This window comes from Pseudomonas sp. GD03875, from assembly GCF_029840585.1.
In the GTDB taxonomy this organism is placed as follows: Bacteria; Pseudomonadota; Gammaproteobacteria; order Pseudomonadales; family Pseudomonadaceae; genus Aquipseudomonas; species Aquipseudomonas paralcaligenes.
Genome location: NZ_JAOCCV010000010.1, coordinates 156,815 through 173,385, shown reverse-complemented (window position 1 = coordinate 173,385; position 16,571 = coordinate 156,815). Strand labels below are relative to the sequence as shown.

The window sequence follows — 16,571 nt, the reverse complement described above, 5'->3', positions numbered from 1 at the left end:
GTCGTCACCGAATACCGTGGTGACATTGAGGACTCGATTCATCTGCCCGCCTCCCTGCAAGCTCCAGCAGGCCATCGCATCCAGCTAGGCCATATTCAAGTGGGCGGATTTCACCCGAACGGGCCAATCTCAACAATTCGCCCGTTCCATAAACGACGAACAGGTCTCAATTTGTTCCGCCGTGGCAGAGGATCAATCCCAGTAGAAGCCAAGGCCTTGCCGCTGAATCAGCGTTTACGACCTACCAGCCCTTCCAGGCTGGTAGGTCGTCTAATCGTTTTTGCCCTGTGCTCTGGAGTCCGCTTCCGGCCGATTCTGTTGAAAAAGTCGGCCTCTGGGAGAACTGCTTTTTAGCAGTTCAAAGAATGCTCAAGTTGGGCGTTGCTACGTAAAAACCAAGACAGCCCCGTCTTCTGAGCGAGTCAGATTTCAATGTCGACCACGCCCTTTCGTGAGCAAAAATCGCGGAGGGACTTTTTCAACAGAATCGGCCACAAGCGGTCATTTACGAGGCGTCAATCTTCGATGATGCAGATGTCGATGGAAGACCGAAGCTCGCCATCAAGCTTGTAGCAACCAAAACAGTCATCGCCACCAGCAAGGCTTGGGCCCCTAGCTTATCCACTGCGATTGCAGCCACGACCGGCCCGGTCGCTTGAGCAATCAGCATGGGGCGGGCCAGTAGTCCCATTCGCGCTCCGTATCCTTCTTTGCCGAAGAGCACCAAAGGCAGAGTGCCGCGGGCGATGGTCAGAATGCCGTTGCCAGCTCCATACAGCGCCATCGCTACAAAGGCCAGCCATGGGGCACCAGGCATTAGCATGACGATGCCAACGCCACTCAGCAGAATGGCGCCTCTTGCCGACCAAGTAGGATGCAAGTTGCGGCCTACGGAGAACTCCACGAGGCGACCCACCACCTGCGCGGGCCCGATCACCATGCCAATGGCGAGTGCAGTGACAGAGGCGATCCCAAGCAGTTTCAGCGCATCAAGTAGGTGGACGGACATGGCCGAAACCACTAGCGATTGAAGCGTCAGGAGTAGTGCCAGCAAAAGAAAAAGCTGGCGATACTCTGGTGATGGTGAGGGAGCATTTGCCCCCTGCGCATGGATGCTCTGCATGGGTGTTGAAGCTTCTTTGGGCACTACCAAGAGATAGATTGGCAGTCCGATGAATAGATGAGCTCCAGCTAGCACGAAGCAGCTATATCGCCAGCCAAGCTCGTGTTCCAGGCCTGCAATCAGAGGCCAGCCCAGAGTGCTGGCGAAGCCGCCAAGTAGGGTCAAGCCGGTCATCGAGGTGCGCGCAGTGTCGCCGAGTAAGCGGCCCAGTGTGGAAAACGCGGCGTCGTATAGGCCCGCAGCCATTGCCGCCCCGATGCATGTCCAGGCCAGATAGTAGACGAGCAGATTGCCGGCCATCCCCATCAGAAGTAGTCCCAGCGCCATCAGCAACGAGCTGCTGGCGAGGACGGGCCGTCCACCATGGCGATCAATCTGGCGACCCGCCAGCGGTGAGCAGACGCCAGCTACAAGCAGCCCCCAGGATAGGCCAGCGACGACGCTGGTCAGCGACCAACCCATGGCCTTGGAGATTGGTGTCGCCAGTACGGCCGGCAGGTAGTACGTCGTGCTCCAGGCCAGGATCTGGGCGATACCCATGGCCCAGACGAGTTTGACTCGATTGATCGTTGGCGGGTGGCTTTCGGGGTGGGTCACGGAAAGGGCTCTTGTTGTTATGACTGCAACGCAGCACCGCCCACGCCGGCAGGGGCAGCCTGCAAGTAGCGCAGCAGATGCTTCAGGTTGTGTTCGATGTCGGGGCCAACCCCGCGCAGCGTGGCCGAGGCGAAGTTGCGTTGTTTCGGCAGACCAACGAAATACAGACCGGGAACGCGAGTGGCGATTCCATGCCGTTGTAGTACATCGCCTCGATCATCCATCACCGGCAGGCCTTCGAGGAAGGGCAGATTGGGGCGGAAACCAGTGGCGAATATCAGGCTATCAATTCGCTCCTCTTGCCCATCGGCCCAAACGATACCGGTAGGCGTGACCTGCTGGAACATGGGGCGCTGGCTGTAGCGGCCAGCCTTCAATGCCCGTCGGTAAGTTCCATCGTCCAGTACCGGCGTGCTCTGGTCGCTGAGCCAACGGCTATTTCCCAAGCCTGTCCATTTCAGCCAATCATGGAAGTCGGCACCGAGTGTGCGCTGGGGCATGAAGCGGATGGCCTCGCGCGAGGCCAGGGTGACCTGCGCCACTTGTGCCAGCTCGTGCGCAATTTGCACCGCCGAGTTGGCCGCGCCGACAACCACAATGCGCTGCCCCTCGAACCCCGCAGAATTGCGATATTGCGCGCTATGCAGGCGAGTGCCGCCAAAGCTGTCGAGCCCAGGAATGCTTGGGATGTACGGTCGGCTAAAGCCGCCCGAGGCCACTATCAGTGCCTTAGTTAGAAAATGCTGACCATCTGCCGAGTCGACACTGAACCCAGCTTCGTCGCGACGCACCGCAGACACCCGAGTGTTAGGACGGATCGGCAGTTGGAAGCGCTTGGCATAGTCTTCGAGATAACGCACCACTTCGTGTCGCAACGGGTAGTGCTTCGCTTCTCCGGGGAACGCCATACCAGGTAGCGAAGAGTACGCCGCCGGCGAGAACAGCTTCAGGCTGTCGTAGTAGTTGTGCCAGTTACCGCCCGGGCGCTGCTGTTCATCCAGGATGAGGAAATCCAATCCCTGTTGGCGCAGATGCCAGCCCGCCGCCAGGCCGGCTTGGCCGGCGCCAATGACGATGGCATCGAAAGTTTGGCTATTTACGTTCATTCATGCGCACCTATACACGTATTTGGGGAAATGAAAGCTCAGGGTTGGTTGCCTGGGCAACAGAAGGGGGCAATGGCTTTGGTGTGCCGCAGGATGTCTTCCAGCTTCTTGATGATGGCTGGCCCATCGACCTCGTAGAAAACCTGACGGCCTGACTTGGCCGAGCGGACGATGCCGACCTCAAGCAGTACCTGCAGGTGACGGGAAACCACAGAGCGCTCTTGCGGTAGCTCCGCTGCGATCTCGGTCACGTCAGCGCGCCCGAGCTGCATCACGCGCTTCAACACCGCCACTCGCGGCGGCTCGCAGAGAGCTTTGAAGAATGCGCTGTCGAGCGAGTCGATGGCAGCTTCGATGGCTTGGGTTCGATGCGTAAGGGGGCTGTTCATGCAGAGCACTATATGTGCGCGTTAATGCACATGTAAAGCACTGAGAGTTCGCATTATATTCAGTGGTGCTGATCCCCAGCTTCAGTGATTGCATCCGCAGAGCAGAATGTCCTGCCCCGCCCTCAATGCAGGCAATTAAGCGGCCATCATAGATGTGATGGCGATCTGAACTGTTACTGGAACGTGCCCTAGTGGGGGGTGATCATGCCAGAAGCGGCTCTTGCATCGGAGGATTGCCCTTTCCAGAGACTTTTCCCCTTCAACCCACCCGTGTCCCCCGTCTGCTCATAAGCCGGCTACTCATCGGTAGCGCCTGCACATGGTAAGAGCGCACACAGGCCGGTGCGACGTTTGGGAAAGCTGCTGATCGTGATCTGTTCTCGCGCCGCCGAACTCCTAGTGGTAGGTGATGTTCGGCGATGCGCCACATCAAGCAGGCTGAGATACGCTATGGCTCCAGTTGCTCGTGTTTTACCGCAGCAACAGCACGGGCGTAGTCGCGGTTCTAAGCACGCTGGTTGTCGCGCTGCCGACCAGATACTGGCGGATGCGTGAATGCCCATAGGCGCCCATCACCAGCAGGTCGATGCCGTGCTCTGCCTGATAGGCGTGCAGAGTAGGCTCGACCTCGCCAGCCCGGATGGCTGTCTGCACCTTATACCCCGCCGAAGCCAGTGTTGAGCTGGCGGCATCCATCTGCGCCCAGTTCTCCCCCGTTTCAGCTCCAACCATCATGAGATGGATGTGTAATCCTTTCAGTAAAGGGCTAGCGGCCAACATCTCCACTCCCTTGCGCGTGGTGGCGCTGCCATCGAAAGCCAGTATCGCGCTTTCCGGCCTCTTGAAGCTGGCCGGCGTTACCAGCACAGGGCGGTGCATGATGCGAATGACACTTTCCAGCTGGCTGCCGACGTGCAGTTCTGCACCGCCACTGGACTCGCCTTGGCGACCAATAACCAGCAGCCGAATATCGTCTTCGAGCTCTCGCAGGCTTTCCAGCAGATCGCCATGACGCTGCTTGGCTTCTGGCGAACTCACGCCGTTTGCGATGGCGCGCTCCTTGGCAGCGGCGAGCATGACTCGCCCTTGTTCAAGAGCCAGCTTGCTGCGCTGCTCATCCAGCGACGCGAGCTCTTCGAGCAGATGCTCTCGACTGCCCAAGCCAATGCTGCCGCTCAAATCGGCCGAAACCGGATACTGGCGCTGATCCAGTACATGCAAGAAGGTGAGCGGAGCATCCAGAGCAAGACTGGCCCAGGCTGCGTAGTCGCAAACAGCAGGAGCCGAGGCGGAGCCGTCAATGCAAGCGGTTACGTGAGTCATTGTTGTTCTCCGTATTAGTGGCCCATGAGTTGATCGATGGCATCGGGTTTGTCGTGAATACCAAATCGGTCGACGATGGTTGCACTGGCTTCATTGAGCCCCAGCACTTCGACCTCGGTGCCTTCGCGGCGAAGCTTGACCACCACCTTATCTAGGGCAGCGACGGCGGTGATATCCCAGAAATGAGCACGACTGAGGTCGATGGTCACCTTGCTGATCGCCTCCTTGAAGTCGAATGCCGCGACGAACTTGTCGGCTGAGCTGAAGAACACCTGGCCACTCACCTTGTACGTGCGGTGGTCGGCGGCCTCGTTCAGTTCGGAGCCAATCGCCATGTAATGGCCGACCTTGTTGGCGAAGAACATCGCCGCCAGCAGAACACCAACCAGAACGCCATAGGCGAGGTTGTGGGTGAAAACCACCACGACCACGGTCGCCACCATGACGATGTTGGTGGAGAGCGGGAATTTGCGCAGGTTGCGTAGCGAGTCCCAACTGAAGGTGCCGATGGACACCATGATCATCACCGCCACCAGCGCGGCCATGGGGATCTGGCTGACCCAGTCGCTGAGGAACACCACCATCAACAGCAGTACGACGCCTGCGATTAGTGTGGACAGGCGGGTGCGCCCTCCGGATTTCACGTTGATCACCGACTGGCCGATCATGGCGCAGCCGGCCATACCGCCCATAAGACCAGAGGCAATATTGGCAATGCCCTGACCTTTGCATTCGCGGTTCTTGTCGCTGGTGGTATCGGTCAAGTCATCGACGATGGTCGCGGTCATCATCGACTCCAGTAGGCCGACCACGGCCAGCGCTGCTGCGTAGGGGAAAATAATCGCCAGGGTCTCGAAGGTCAGCGGCACGTCCGGCCAGAGGAATACTGGCAGGGTGTCAGGCAGTTGGCCCATGTCACCTACGGTGCGGATATCCAGCCCGAGGTAAATGGCTACTGCGGTCAAGACCAGGATGCACACCAACGGCGAAGGGATCACCTTGCCGAGCTTGGGCACATAGGGGAACAGGTAGATGATGCCCAGGCCTGCAGCCGTCATGGCGTAGACGTGCCAGGTGACATTGGTCAGTTCGGGCAGTTGGGCCATGAAGATCAGGATCGCCAGAGCGTTGACGAATCCGGTCACCACCGAGCGGGACACAAAGCGCATCAAGGAACCGAGCTTCAAGTAACCGGCAACGATCTGCAGCACTCCGCACAGCAGCGTGGCGGCCAGCAGATATTCCAGGCCGTGGTTCTTCACCAGCGTCACCATGAGCAATGCCATGGCCCCGGTTGCTGCCGAGATCATGCCGGGCCGACCACCCACGAAGGCGATCACGACGGCGATGCAGAATGACGCATAGAGGCCGACCTTGGGATCGACGCCAGCGATGATGGAGAAGGCGATGGCTTCCGGAATCAGCGCAAGCGCAACGACGAGACCGGCTAGCACATCGCCTCGCAAGTTCGAAAACCAGTTCTGTTTGATTGTCTGCAACATCTGTAAATCCAAGGCAATGGACGCGACAGCACGAAGCCAGGAAGGCGTGCCAAAAGCGTCAAGTTCAAGTTGTAGGTATCAGGTGGCGCCGCACGGAGCGGCAGATTTGCTACAGGCGCAGCAAGGCGACTCAGTCGGCAAGCCGGACTGACTCAGGGAGGGGGCTATGCGCTATGGCGGCGTAGGCAGCCAGGCAGAGATTTTCGAGGCGATCATGCTGTCAGGTATTGAACAGTCAGAGCAGGGAGAGCGCCGACCATACCACGGTTTGTCTGGTCTCGCGACCTTGCGTCACGGGGTGGGTGGCGAATGAAAAAGCCGCCCGAAGGCGGCCAGGGGGTATCACACGGATGAAACCTCAGCGTAGTTCTCATCCGTGTAACTCGCGAGTCATTTTTTGAGCGTTTGCAGATAGTCCTTCAGGGTCTGCTCATCCGCAGCCTTTACCGTCATGCCATCCGGCCCGGTGCCAATGTCGCTGAACTGCTTGGCAGGCTCACCGTTGGCCTTGAAGTCCTTCAGTTCCTGGGAGTCCGCACGGAACACCCACAAGCGGCCGTCTTCGACCTCAGTGATAAAGCCTGGTTTGTCGTACTGGCTGGCTGCGGCAGTACCGGCGAGGAGACTGGTCAGCATCAGGGCGGTCAGGGTCAGCTTTTTCATCTCGCATTTCTCCATCGGGTTGGGGTGGAGGAAACCTAATGCGCCGCTGATGACAGTCTCATTACAAAAATCGAATATACGAGTAACCAGATGTTACCTCTATGTCTTGAGCGATTTTTCGAATGCAGTGGGCCTACAGCGGTATTGGAGTGAGCGCGGACTGGAAAATCGAGCAGTATCGTTTACCTTTCATGCGGAAAATCATATATTCGATTTTCCGAATCAGCCTGAGACATTCCCCATGGCTTATAAGACCCGCGTGCTCTTCGTCTGCACCGCCAATGCCGCTCGCTCTCAGCTGGCAGAAGCTCTTCTGCGGCACACGGACTCCGAGCACTTCGAGGCATTCAGTGCTGGGACACAACCTTCTGGTGTCGACCCGCGCACCTTGGCTGCACTGGAGCACCTGGGTGTCAGCACCGAGGGCCTGCACAGCAAGTCCATCGACGAGTTTTCCGGTGAGCGTTTCGATTACGTCATCACCTTGTGCGATAAGTCGGCACAGGAATGCCAGGCACTGCCGGGGGCCGGCGAAGTTCTGGCCTGGAACTTCGAAGACCCCGCCACCAGCAGTAAGCCTGAAGCCTTCCGTCACACCCTTCACGAGATCCATGAGCGCATCAAGATGTTCGTTCTGGTGAAAAACAAGCGCTGAGACTGCAATGGCCGACCACCTGACTCCCACCACCGTTTTCAAATGCCTGGCGGACGAAACCCGCATTCGCACGATGCTGCTTATCACCGAAGAGGGTGAGCTGTGCGTGTGCGAACTGACCTGTGCGCTCGAAGAAAGTCAGCCGAAGATCTCCCGGCATTTGGCCCAGCTGCGCACCTGCGGGTTGTTGGCAGATCGTCGTCAGGGGCAGTGGGTCTACTACCGCCTGCATCCGAACCTACCTGATTGGGTTGTCCAGATCTTGCAGACCGCACTCGCGGCCAATCGCCACTGGCTCAGTCCCGATGCCAAGCGTCTGGGGCAGATGGGTGACCGTCCCGAGCGTGCAGCGGCCTGCTGCTGAGATTCGCCAAGGAATACCCGATGAAGATTCTCTTTCTCTGCACCGCCAACAGTTGCCGCAGCATCCTCTCGGAGGCCGTGTTCAATAGCATGGCTCCGACTGGTTTCAAGGCATACAGCGGCGGCAGTCAGCCCAAGGGCGAGGTACATCCGCTCAGCCTGAAAACGCTGGAAAAAGCCGGCATCGCTGCCGAGGGCTTGTTCAGCAAGTCCAGCGATGTGCATGCGGAGCTGTCCCCGGACTTCGTCATTACAGTCTGCGACAAGGCAGCTGGAGAAGCCTGTCCGGTGTTCTTCGGCCCGGCAGTCAAGGCGCACTGGGGGCTGGCTGCCCCATCCGAGCTGGAGGGCACTACCGAACAGATCGAAGCGGCTTTCGACCACACCCTGGCAATCATCCGCACACGCGCTCAGGCCTTTCTCGCATTGCCGTTCGAGCGTTTGAGCCCCGAGCAGCTCAAGGCCGAGCTGGCACTAATCGGCACCCTGGGAGCTTGAGCATGAGCAAGAGTCGCCTGTCCTTTCTGGATCGCTACCTGACCCTGTGGATCTTCCTCGCCATGGCATTGGGCGTGGGCCTGGGCAGCCTGTTCGAGGGCTTCCCGGCCTGGTTGAACAGCCTATCCGTGGGCTCGACCAACGTCCCTATCGCCATCGGCCTGATCGTGATGATGTATCCGCCGCTGGCCAAGGTGAAATACGAGGAACTGCCGCAGGTATTCAGCGACAAGCGCATCCTGGCGCTGTCACTGATTCAGAATTGGGTTATTGGCCCGGTGCTGATGTTCGCCCTGGCGGTGATCTTCCTGCGCGACCAGCCCGAGTACATGACCGGCCTGATCCTGATCGGCCTGGCCCGCTGCATCGCCATGGTGCTGGTGTGGAACCAGATCGCAGGCGGCAATAACCAGTACGTCGCCGGCTTGGTGGCTTTCAACAGCATCTTCCAGATCCTGTTCTTCAGCGTTTACGCCTGGATTTTCCTCGGCCTGCTGCCGCCCCTATTCGGCCTGCAGGGCAGCGTGATCGAGACCAGCTTCCTCGATATCGCCGAGTCGGTGCTGATCTACCTGGGCATTCCCTTCCTCGCCGGATTCCTCACCCGCAAGCTGCTGATCGCGCGCAAGGGTGAGGCCTGGTACAGCGAGCGCTTCATCCCGCGCATCAGCCCGTTGACCCTGGTGGCGCTGCTGCTGACCATCGTTGCAATGTTCAGTCTCAAGGGCGACATGGTGCTGCAGCTACCACTGGATGTGCTGCGCATCGCCATCCCGCTGACCATCTACTTCGTGGTGATGTTCTTCATCAGCTTCTGGATGGGCAAGCTGCTGGAGGCCGACTATCCGCGCACCACGGCACTGGCCTTCACCGCCGCCAGCAACAACTTCGAGCTGGCCATCGCCGTGGCCATCGCCACCTTCGGCCTGGCCTCACCGGTAGCCTTCGCCACCGTGATCGGCCCCCTGGTGGAAGTGCCTGTTCTGATCTCGCTGGTCGGTGTCGCCTGGTGGCTCAAACGCCGCTGGTTCGACGGCGCCACCACTGTTCCCCAGGAGTAATCATGCAAGACGATCTGCTACCCAACCTGGATGTCGAACTGGCTGATCTACCGAGTCCAGACAAGCTTGGTATCGAGTCGACTTCGACCCATCCACCCCGCATCCTGCTGCTGTACGGCTCCTGCCGCGAGCGCTCCTTCAGCCGCCTGCTGACCGAAGAGGCCGCACGTCTGCTGCAACGCTTCGGCGCCGAGACTCGCATCTTCGATCCACGTGGCCTACCGCTGCCGGACGATGCTCCGGACAGCCATCCCAAGGTGCAAGAACTGCGTGAGCTGATGCAGTGGTCGGAGGGACAGGTGTGGTGCTCACCCGAGCGCCACGGCTCGATGACCGCCGTATTCAAGGCGCAGATCGACTGGGTACCGCTAGCCATGGGCGCGATTCGCCCGACCCAGGGTAAGACCCTGGCGGTAATGCAGGTCTGTGGCGGCTCGCAGTCGTTCAACGTGGTCAATCAGCTGCGTGTGCTGGGCCGCTGGATGCGCATGTTCACCATCCCCAACCAGTCGTCGGTGCCCAAGGCCTACCTGGAATTCGACGCGAACGGCCGAATGAAGCAGTCCTCGTTCTATGACCGCGTGGTGGATGTGATGGAGGAGCTGGTCAAGTTCACCCTGCTGCTGCGCGACCGCTCCGACTACCTGGTTGACCGCTACTCCGAACGTAAGGAATCGGCGGAAGAACTCTCCAAGCGCGTCAATCAGCGCGCCATCTGATCGAAGGAACACCTTGAATGAGTCACCCGTACGACCTGCTCAGCATCTCCGGTATTCCTGGCAAGCTGATCTTCACGCCCTGCCCAGGCACCAAGAACACCTCGCTTGAGGAGGCGCTGGCCACACTCAAGCAAGCCGGCGCTTCGGCGGTCATTACTCTGATGCCGCAGAGCGAGCTTGCCGCCAATGGCGCCGAGCAGATTGCCAAGCACTGCCAAGCCCTCGATCTCGGCTGGTATCACCTGCCGGTATCCGATGAGCATGTGCCGCTCGAAGACTTCGGCCAGGGTTGGAAGAAGTCCCACCAGACGATCCTCGACCAATTGCGTGCGGGCCAATCACTGGCCATCCACTGCAAGGGCGGCTCCGGCCGTACGGGGCTGATCGCCGCGCGTATTCTGATCGAGGCTGGTATTCCGCGTACCGATGCCATCGCTCTGGTACAGGCCCTGCGCCCCAAAGCCATTCAGCATCCCGCGCACATCAACTGGATCAACCAGTTCGACGCGACTCACTGACCCTTACCCTTTACGCGAGACACACCATGACGATCAAAGTCGGTATCAATGGATTCGGCCGCATCGGCCGCCTGGCACTGCGCGCTGCGTGGAACTGTCCCGAGCTGGAGTTCGTGCAGATCAACGACCCGGCCGGCGATGCCGCGACCCATGCCCACCTGCTGAACTTCGACTCGGTGCATGGCCGCTGGCAGTACGAAGCGGGTAGCGACGGCGAGAATGTGGTGATCGACGGCAAGCGCATTCGCGTCAGTGCCAACAAGGCCATCGCCGACACCGACTGGAGTGGCTGCGATCTGGTGCTCGAGGCCAGCGGTAAGATGAAGACCGTCGCCGTGCTCCAGGCGTATCTGGATCAGGGGGTGAAGCGTGTGGTGGTCTGCGCCCCGGTCAAGGAGACGGGGGCGCTGAACGTGGTGATGGGCGTCAACCAGCACCTGTTCGACCCGGCCCGGCACCGCATCGTCACTGCCGCCTCCTGCACCACCAACTGCCTGGCGCCGGTGGTCAAGGTGATCCACGAGGCCCTGGGCATCCGCCACGGCTCCATCACCACCATCCACGACCTGACCAACACCCAGAGCATCCTCGACACGCCGCACAAGGATCTGCGCCGCGCCCGCGCCTCCGGCATGAGCCTGATCCCGACCACCACCGGCTCGGCCACGGCCATTGCCGAGATCTTCCCGGAACTGCGCGGCAAGCTGAACGGACACGCCGTGCGCGTGCCGCTGGCCAATGCCTCGCTGACCGACTGCGTGTTCGAGGTGGAACGTGCGACCACCGCCGAGGAGGTCAACGCACTGTTGAAGGTGGCCGCCGAAGGCCCGTTGAAGAACATCCTGGGCTACGAAGAGCGCCCGCTGGTGTCCATCGACTACCGCACCGATCCGCGCTCCTCGATCATCGATGCGCTGTCGACGCTGGTGATAGCTGGCACCCAGGTGAAGATCTACGCCTGGTACGACAACGAGTGGGGCTATGCCAATCGCGCGGCGGAGCTGGCGCGACTGGTCGGCGCGGCGGAGTAATCAGCGATCATGAAGGCGTTGTCAGCCCTATCCGCGGAAGTGCGTCAGTACCTGTTGGTTACCGGTAACTACTGGGCCTTCACCCTTACCGATGGCGCGCTGCGCATGTTGGTGGTGTTGCACTTCCACACCCTGGGCTACACGCCGCTGCAGATCGCAGCGCTGTTCCTGTTTTACGAGATCTTCGGCGTCATCACCAACCTGGTGGGTGGCTACCTCGGCGCGCGCCTTGGTCTGAACCGCACCATGAACATCGGCTTGGGCATGCAGGTGTTAGCCTTGCTGATGCTGACGGTGCCGGCCGCCTGGCTGACCGTACCTTGGGTGATGGGCGCCCAGGCGCTGTCGGGCATCGCCAAGGACTTGAACAAGATGAGCGCCAAGAGCTCGATCAAGCTCCTGGTGCCGGACAGCCAGCAGGGCACGCTGTACAAGTGGGTGGCCATCCTCACCGGCTCGAAGAACGCGCTCAAGGGCGTCGGCTTCTTCCTCGGCGGCGCGCTGCTCGCTCTGCTCGGTTTCACCGGATCTGTGCTGGCCATGGCGGCAGTGCTGGCCTTGATCTGGCTGGGCAGCCTGGTGCTGCTGAAGAAGGATCTGGGCAAGGCTAAGGTTAAGCCGAAGTTCCGCGACATGCTTTCCAAGAGCCGGGCGATCAACATTCTCTCGGGCGCGCGACTGTTCCTTTTCGGCGCTCGCGACGTGTGGTTCGTGGTGGCGCTGCCGGTGTACCTGAGTACCGTGTTCGGTTGGGACTTCTGGCTGGTGGGTGGCTTCCTTGCCGCCTGGATCATCGGCTACGGCATCGTGCAGTCCTTTGCACCCAGTATTACCGGCAAGAAGAGCGGGCACGTGCCGGATGGCCGTGCTGCCTTCTCTTGGGCTCTGGCCCTGGCCGGTTTACCGGCGCTGATCGCACTGGGGCTGAGCGCCGGCTGGTCGGCACAGGTGGTATTGCTGGGCGGGCTGATGCTGTTCGGCGTGCTGTTCGCGGTGAACTCCTCGCTACACAGTTACCTCATCGTCAGCTACGCCAAGGAGGACGGGGTGTCCTTGGACGTGGGCTTCTACTACATGTCCAACGCCCTAGGGCGCCTTATCGGTACGCTGCTCTCGGGGTGGATATTTCAGGCACATGGGATGGCAGCGTGTTTGTGGATATCTGCCGTATTTGTACTGCTGGCTGCAGGAATCGCACTTGCATTGCCGCGACACAGCATTCATCGGGAAACCTCCCACTGAACGTATACCCCAGTTGTCATGAACATGCTGCAAATTAACGGATTTCGAGAGACGGTATGATCAACGACCACAGTCCATGGCGCGTCTTCCTGATTTTTCTCCGTCTTGGCCTGACCTCCTTCGGCGGCCCTATCGCGCACCTAGGGTACTTCCGGGATGAGTTGGTCAACCGTCGGCGTTGGTTGAGCGAGCGTAACTATGCCGATCTGGTTGCGCTTTGCCAGTTCCTGCCAGGGCCGGCCAGTAGCCAGGTTGGCATGGCACTTGGCCTCTCAAGGGCTGGATATCCAGGCGCTCTGGCCGCATGGTTAGGTTTCACCCTGCCTTCAGCAATCGCTCTGATCCTGTTTGCGCTCGGCATTGCACGCTATGCGGATGTCTTTCCTGCCGGGGTGCTGCACGGCTTCAAGGTGGTGGCTGTGGCTGTAGTCGCCCAAGCTGTTTGGGGCATGGGCCGTACCCTCTGCCCAGATGCCCCGCGAGTCTCCATCATGGCTGTTGCCGCCTGCCTGGTTCTGGCGATTCCATTTGCCTGGGGACAACTCGGCGTCATCGTGTTGGCGGCAGTGGCGGGGCTGTTGCTGTTCAAACCGTTACAAGGGGACCCACACGAGCCTTTACCGATCAAGTTGAACGCTCGAGCTGGTCTGATTTGGTTTGCGCTATTCTTCGCTCTGCTGATCGGACTACCGCTGCTGGCGGCTCTATTCCCTGACAGTACTCTGGCGATTGTAGACTCATTCTACCGTGCGGGTTCCTTGGTATTCGGTGGTGGCCACGTGGTGTTGCCACTATTGCAAGCCGAGGTGGTGCAAACAGGCAGGGTTGATAACCAAGTGTTCCTTGCGGGTTATGGCGCAACTCAGGCCGTTCCTGGGCCGCTCTTCACCTTTGCGGCGTTTCTTGGGGCATCGATGCAAGGCGCGCCTTCAGGCTGGCTGGGCGGGCTTATCTGCCTGCTGGCAATTTTCTTGCCGTCCTTTCTGCTGGTTGCTGGTGCGCTGCCATTCTGGGAGCAACTACGCCGTAGCCAACGTACCCAGGCTGCTCTGACCGGCATCAATGCGGCAGTGGTGGGGCTGCTGCTGGCAGCTCTGTATCAACCAGTATGGACAAGTGCCATCCACACTTCGCAGGACTTCGGCATGGCACTGCTGGCGCTAGTGGCACTGATTTACTGGAAGCTACCACCTTGGCTCGTCGTTCTGGGCTGCGCGCTTACCGGAGGACTCCTTGGGGGTACGTTGTCCTAAGATCTCGCCTGAATCACCGATAGGATTATTCGCTAGAAGCTGGGCTGACTCGTGAAAACACCCAAACGATACTTCACTATTTGACCAAAGTCACTTGTGCCCAGTACCTCTCGCGACCTAAGACAATAGCTGGGAGTAATATCCTTTCTGAATGCACTGGAGGATGGCTCATGTACTAATGTTGCATCGAGCCTGGGCCTTGACCGTCCCCTTCTGGCCGATTCTGTTGAAAAACTAAGTTCTGCGGCAGCCAGTTGGTCAGCGGTGCCTGCTGTCGAAGTGGCTGCAAGCCACTTCACTTTGCCTTTCGGCGTTTCACTGAGCTTCCTTGCCCAGGTCTGACGGTTAATTCGAGGGTTTCTGCTCGCCCCAGGCGCACCTATCCCGTGATCGGTGGCCCGTGAGGCAGCAGCTTGGCCATACGTCTCAGGTTTTGCACAGTCGCGGCCAAGGTGAATTCGTCAGTCGCACCCGTCAGTCCACGCAGTCGTAAACGGTCGAGTTTCATGATCCGTTTGAGGTGGGCGAACAGCATCTCCACCTTCTTCCGTTCGCAACGAGAGACGAGGTATTCCGGTGTCTTGGCGATGCGTCGCGCCACGTCACGAGCCGCTTCGTGGACGCTCCGAGTGATTTTGCGGAATGTGGTATTGGGGCAGCACTTCGCTTTCAGCAGGCAGGTGGCGCAGTCGCTTTGGCTGGAGCGGTAGATGATGGTGTTGGCCTTGGTCACCCGAGACCGTTGCTGGGTGAAGGTACGCCATTCACTGCGTAGCGGTTTGCCGACTGGGCAGCGGTATTCATTGGTCTCTGGATTCCAGTGGAAGTCGTTACTGGAGAGACTGCCGTCCTTGCGCTCGGTCTTATCCCACACCGGCACGTGTGGCTCGATGTTCTTTTCTTCAACCATCCAGGCCAGCATCGGGGCAGTGCCATAGGCGGTATCGCCGATGAGGCGTTCCGGCGTGAGATCGAACTGCGCTTCGACACGCTCGACCATCGTCTTGGTCGAGTCGACTTCGGCGGTACGATGCGCCGGAGTCGCTTCTACATCCATGATCACGCCGTGCTCGGTGTCGATCAGGTAGTTGGTGGAGTAGGCAAAGTAAGCCGGGCCGCCTGGCGCTGCTGTCCAACGAGACAGCGGATCGGTGAGTGAAATCTTCTTGGGGAGGGCTTCAGCCAACGCCTCTTCATCAAGGGCTTCGAGGTACTCGCGTACGGCGCGGCTGCTGAGCTTTGGATCGTTCCAATCGACTTCATCACCCGCCGTCCCACGTTGCCTGCTGGCATCCGCCTTGATGATGCTGGCGTCGACGGCGAAGCCTTCGCCCTTGACCAGGCCGGCTGCCATGCAACGTCGCAGCACCTCATTGAACAACCAGCGGAACAGACCGCTGTCACGGAAGCGGCCGTGACGATTCTTCGAGAAGGTTGAGTGATTGGGTACTTCGTCTTCCAGACCCAGTCGGCAGAACCAGCGATAGGCCAGATTTAAATGCACCTCTTCGCATAGTCGTCGCTCGGAGCGGATGCCGTAGCAGTAGCCAACGACCAGCATGCGCACCATCAACTCAGGGTCGATCGAGGGGCGTCCAATAGGGCTGTAGAAGTCGGCCAGATGTGCACGCAGATCGCTGAGATCCAGGCATTGGTCGATAATGCGCAAGAGGTGCTGGGGCGGAACGTGGTCTTCCAGATTGAACGAGTAGAACAGCCGCTGCTGCCCACTCGGTAGCTGTCCCATCATGCTGTTCGCCCCCGCGCTCGCTGACAGGGCAATTCTGCCGAAAGCATGGGGAAGCAGCTACTTTTTCAACAGAATCGGCCGTGAGCGGGCGCTTATGACCGGAAGCTACCGCGCCCACCGAGTCGGCTCTCGATAATGTGGACTTGTATCACCAGACCACCCCATCAGTGGTCACAGGTCAGAGTTCAGCCAAGCTGCTCAGCACAAAGTCTGCACGCTCCACCACACTCGCTTTCGGCAAAAGCGATACCGCATATCCCAAGGCCGGATAGCTCTGTAGCAACCGCTCGTATTCCGCTAGCGCAGCATCCAGGGCATGACGACGCTCTGCATCCTGAACATAGATTTCCGGCCAGGGTGGCGTCAGAAACACAATCGAGTGATAGCGATAGGACTGGCCTAGAGTCGCCAGCAAGGGCTCGCCTGTCTGCGCTTGCAGTGCGGCCGCTGCGTCGACCAGACCACGATCAAAGAACACCCATTGAGAGCTGTTTCGCTGAGCGTTGGCATGGTCATCCTGCGCCTGTTGGATGACACGGCGCAAAAATCCCACCATGTCGATCCAAGGCAAGGCCTGACCACCCTTTCGCAGCTCCTCCTGAACGATGCGCCTCCCAGGCTCTTCGATCACGTCATACCCACGTTGCTGAAGCTCCGTGAGAAGCGTCGACTTACCTCCGCCTGAACAGCCGGAAATGATGACGAACTGGCTCGTGGATACAGGTCGGGTCATTGTCTACTCCCAATCGATCTGAGTCTAAAAAATCTCAATCACACA

18 protein-coding genes are annotated in these 16,571 nt (G+C 59.5%); 10 read left to right on the top strand and 8 right to left on the bottom strand.

What is annotated here, in order from left to right:
- A partial coding sequence (locus N5D30_RS11865) for a hypothetical protein (protein WP_279909128.1) occupies window positions 1–354 on the top strand: 354 nt, incomplete at its 5' end.
- Window positions 355–505: 151 nt separating this feature from the next.
- Here the strand turns inward: N5D30_RS11865 and N5D30_RS11860 are convergent.
- The 6 genes from N5D30_RS11860 to N5D30_RS11835 all read right to left on the bottom strand — a co-directional run bounded on the left by N5D30_RS11860 (window position 506) and on the right by N5D30_RS11835 (window position 6,703).
- The gene (locus N5D30_RS11860; protein ID WP_279909127.1) at window positions 506–1,720 is read right to left on the bottom strand and encodes an MFS transporter; all 1,215 of its coding nucleotides are present in this window, start codon (window positions 1,718–1,720) and stop codon (window positions 506–508) included.
- Between the two features lie 17 nt (window positions 1,721–1,737).
- The gene (locus tag N5D30_RS11855; RefSeq protein WP_279909126.1) at window positions 1,738–2,826 is read right to left on the bottom strand and encodes an NAD(P)/FAD-dependent oxidoreductase; all 1,089 of its coding nucleotides are present in this window, start codon (window positions 2,824–2,826) and stop codon (window positions 1,738–1,740) included.
- A 38-nt stretch (window positions 2,827–2,864) separates the two neighbouring features.
- A complete protein-coding gene (locus N5D30_RS11850; RefSeq protein WP_279909124.1) occupies window positions 2,865–3,215 on the bottom strand; it encodes a metalloregulator ArsR/SmtB family transcription factor in 351 nt (116 codons plus the stop codon).
- 471 nt (window positions 3,216–3,686) lie between these two features.
- A complete protein-coding gene (locus N5D30_RS11845; protein WP_279909122.1) occupies window positions 3,687–4,538 on the bottom strand; it encodes a universal stress protein in 852 nt (283 codons plus the stop codon).
- Between the two features lie 14 nt (window positions 4,539–4,552).
- Window positions 4,553–6,040: a SulP family inorganic anion transporter gene (locus tag N5D30_RS11840; protein WP_279909120.1), complete on the bottom strand. Its 1,488-nt coding sequence runs from the start codon at window positions 6,038–6,040 to the stop codon at window positions 4,553–4,555.
- Between the two features lie 390 nt (window positions 6,041–6,430).
- On the bottom strand, window positions 6,431–6,703 hold the full coding sequence (locus tag N5D30_RS11835; RefSeq protein ID WP_279909119.1) for a hypothetical protein: 273 nt from the start codon (window positions 6,701–6,703) through the stop codon (window positions 6,431–6,433).
- A 241-nt stretch (window positions 6,704–6,944) separates the two neighbouring features.
- Between N5D30_RS11835 and N5D30_RS11830 the strand changes: the two genes are divergently transcribed.
- The 9 genes from N5D30_RS11830 to chrA are packed head-to-tail and all read left to right on the top strand — an operon-like array spanning window position 6,945 to window position 14,043.
- Entirely contained in the window at window positions 6,945–7,358 is a 414-nt protein-coding gene (locus tag N5D30_RS11830) for an arsenate reductase ArsC (protein ID WP_236233987.1), read from the top strand.
- A 7-nt stretch (window positions 7,359–7,365) separates the two neighbouring features.
- Window positions 7,366–7,722: a metalloregulator ArsR/SmtB family transcription factor gene (locus N5D30_RS11825; RefSeq protein ID WP_184490110.1), complete on the top strand. Its 357-nt coding sequence runs from the start codon at window positions 7,366–7,368 to the stop codon at window positions 7,720–7,722.
- A gap of 20 nt (window positions 7,723–7,742) precedes the next feature.
- Complete coding sequence (locus N5D30_RS11820) at window positions 7,743–8,219, top strand: arsenate reductase ArsC (RefSeq protein WP_279909114.1); 477 nt, start codon at window positions 7,743–7,745, stop codon at window positions 8,217–8,219.
- A 2-nt stretch (window positions 8,220–8,221) separates the two neighbouring features.
- On the top strand, window positions 8,222–9,280 hold the full coding sequence (arsB, locus tag N5D30_RS11815; RefSeq protein WP_279909113.1) for an ACR3 family arsenite efflux transporter: 1,059 nt from the start codon (window positions 8,222–8,224) through the stop codon (window positions 9,278–9,280).
- Window positions 9,281–9,282: 2 nt separating this feature from the next.
- Window positions 9,283–9,999 carry an arsenical resistance protein ArsH gene (arsH, locus tag N5D30_RS11810; RefSeq protein ID WP_279909112.1) on the top strand — a complete coding sequence of 239 codons (717 nt, stop codon included), beginning with the start codon at window positions 9,283–9,285 and terminating at the stop codon, window positions 9,997–9,999.
- A 17-nt stretch (window positions 10,000–10,016) separates the two neighbouring features.
- Window positions 10,017–10,517, top strand: coding sequence for a cyclin-dependent kinase inhibitor 3 family protein (locus N5D30_RS11805; RefSeq protein ID WP_279909110.1), 501 nt, complete (start codon window positions 10,017–10,019; stop codon window positions 10,515–10,517).
- 26 nt (window positions 10,518–10,543) lie between these two features.
- On the top strand, window positions 10,544–11,548 hold the full coding sequence (locus N5D30_RS11800; RefSeq protein ID WP_279909108.1) for an ArsJ-associated glyceraldehyde-3-phosphate dehydrogenase: 1,005 nt from the start codon (window positions 10,544–10,546) through the stop codon (window positions 11,546–11,548).
- Between the two features lie 9 nt (window positions 11,549–11,557).
- The gene (gene arsJ / locus N5D30_RS11795) at window positions 11,558–12,790 is read left to right on the top strand and encodes an organoarsenical effux MFS transporter ArsJ (protein WP_279909107.1); all 1,233 of its coding nucleotides are present in this window, start codon (window positions 11,558–11,560) and stop codon (window positions 12,788–12,790) included.
- A 56-nt stretch (window positions 12,791–12,846) separates the two neighbouring features.
- A complete protein-coding gene (gene chrA / locus N5D30_RS11790; RefSeq protein ID WP_279909106.1) occupies window positions 12,847–14,043 on the top strand; it encodes a chromate efflux transporter in 1,197 nt (398 codons plus the stop codon).
- 379 nt (window positions 14,044–14,422) lie between these two features.
- Here the strand turns inward: chrA and N5D30_RS11785 are convergent, their stop codons facing one another.
- Window positions 14,423–15,793 carry an IS1182 family transposase gene (locus tag N5D30_RS11785; protein WP_279909105.1) on the bottom strand — a complete coding sequence of 457 codons (1,371 nt, stop codon included), beginning with the start codon at window positions 15,791–15,793 and terminating at the stop codon, window positions 14,423–14,425.
- Window positions 15,794–15,971: 178 nt separating this feature from the next.
- On the bottom strand, window positions 15,972–16,526 hold the full coding sequence (locus N5D30_RS11780) for an AAA family ATPase (protein WP_279909104.1): 555 nt from the start codon (window positions 16,524–16,526) through the stop codon (window positions 15,972–15,974).
- Window positions 16,527–16,571 lie beyond the last annotated feature (45 nt).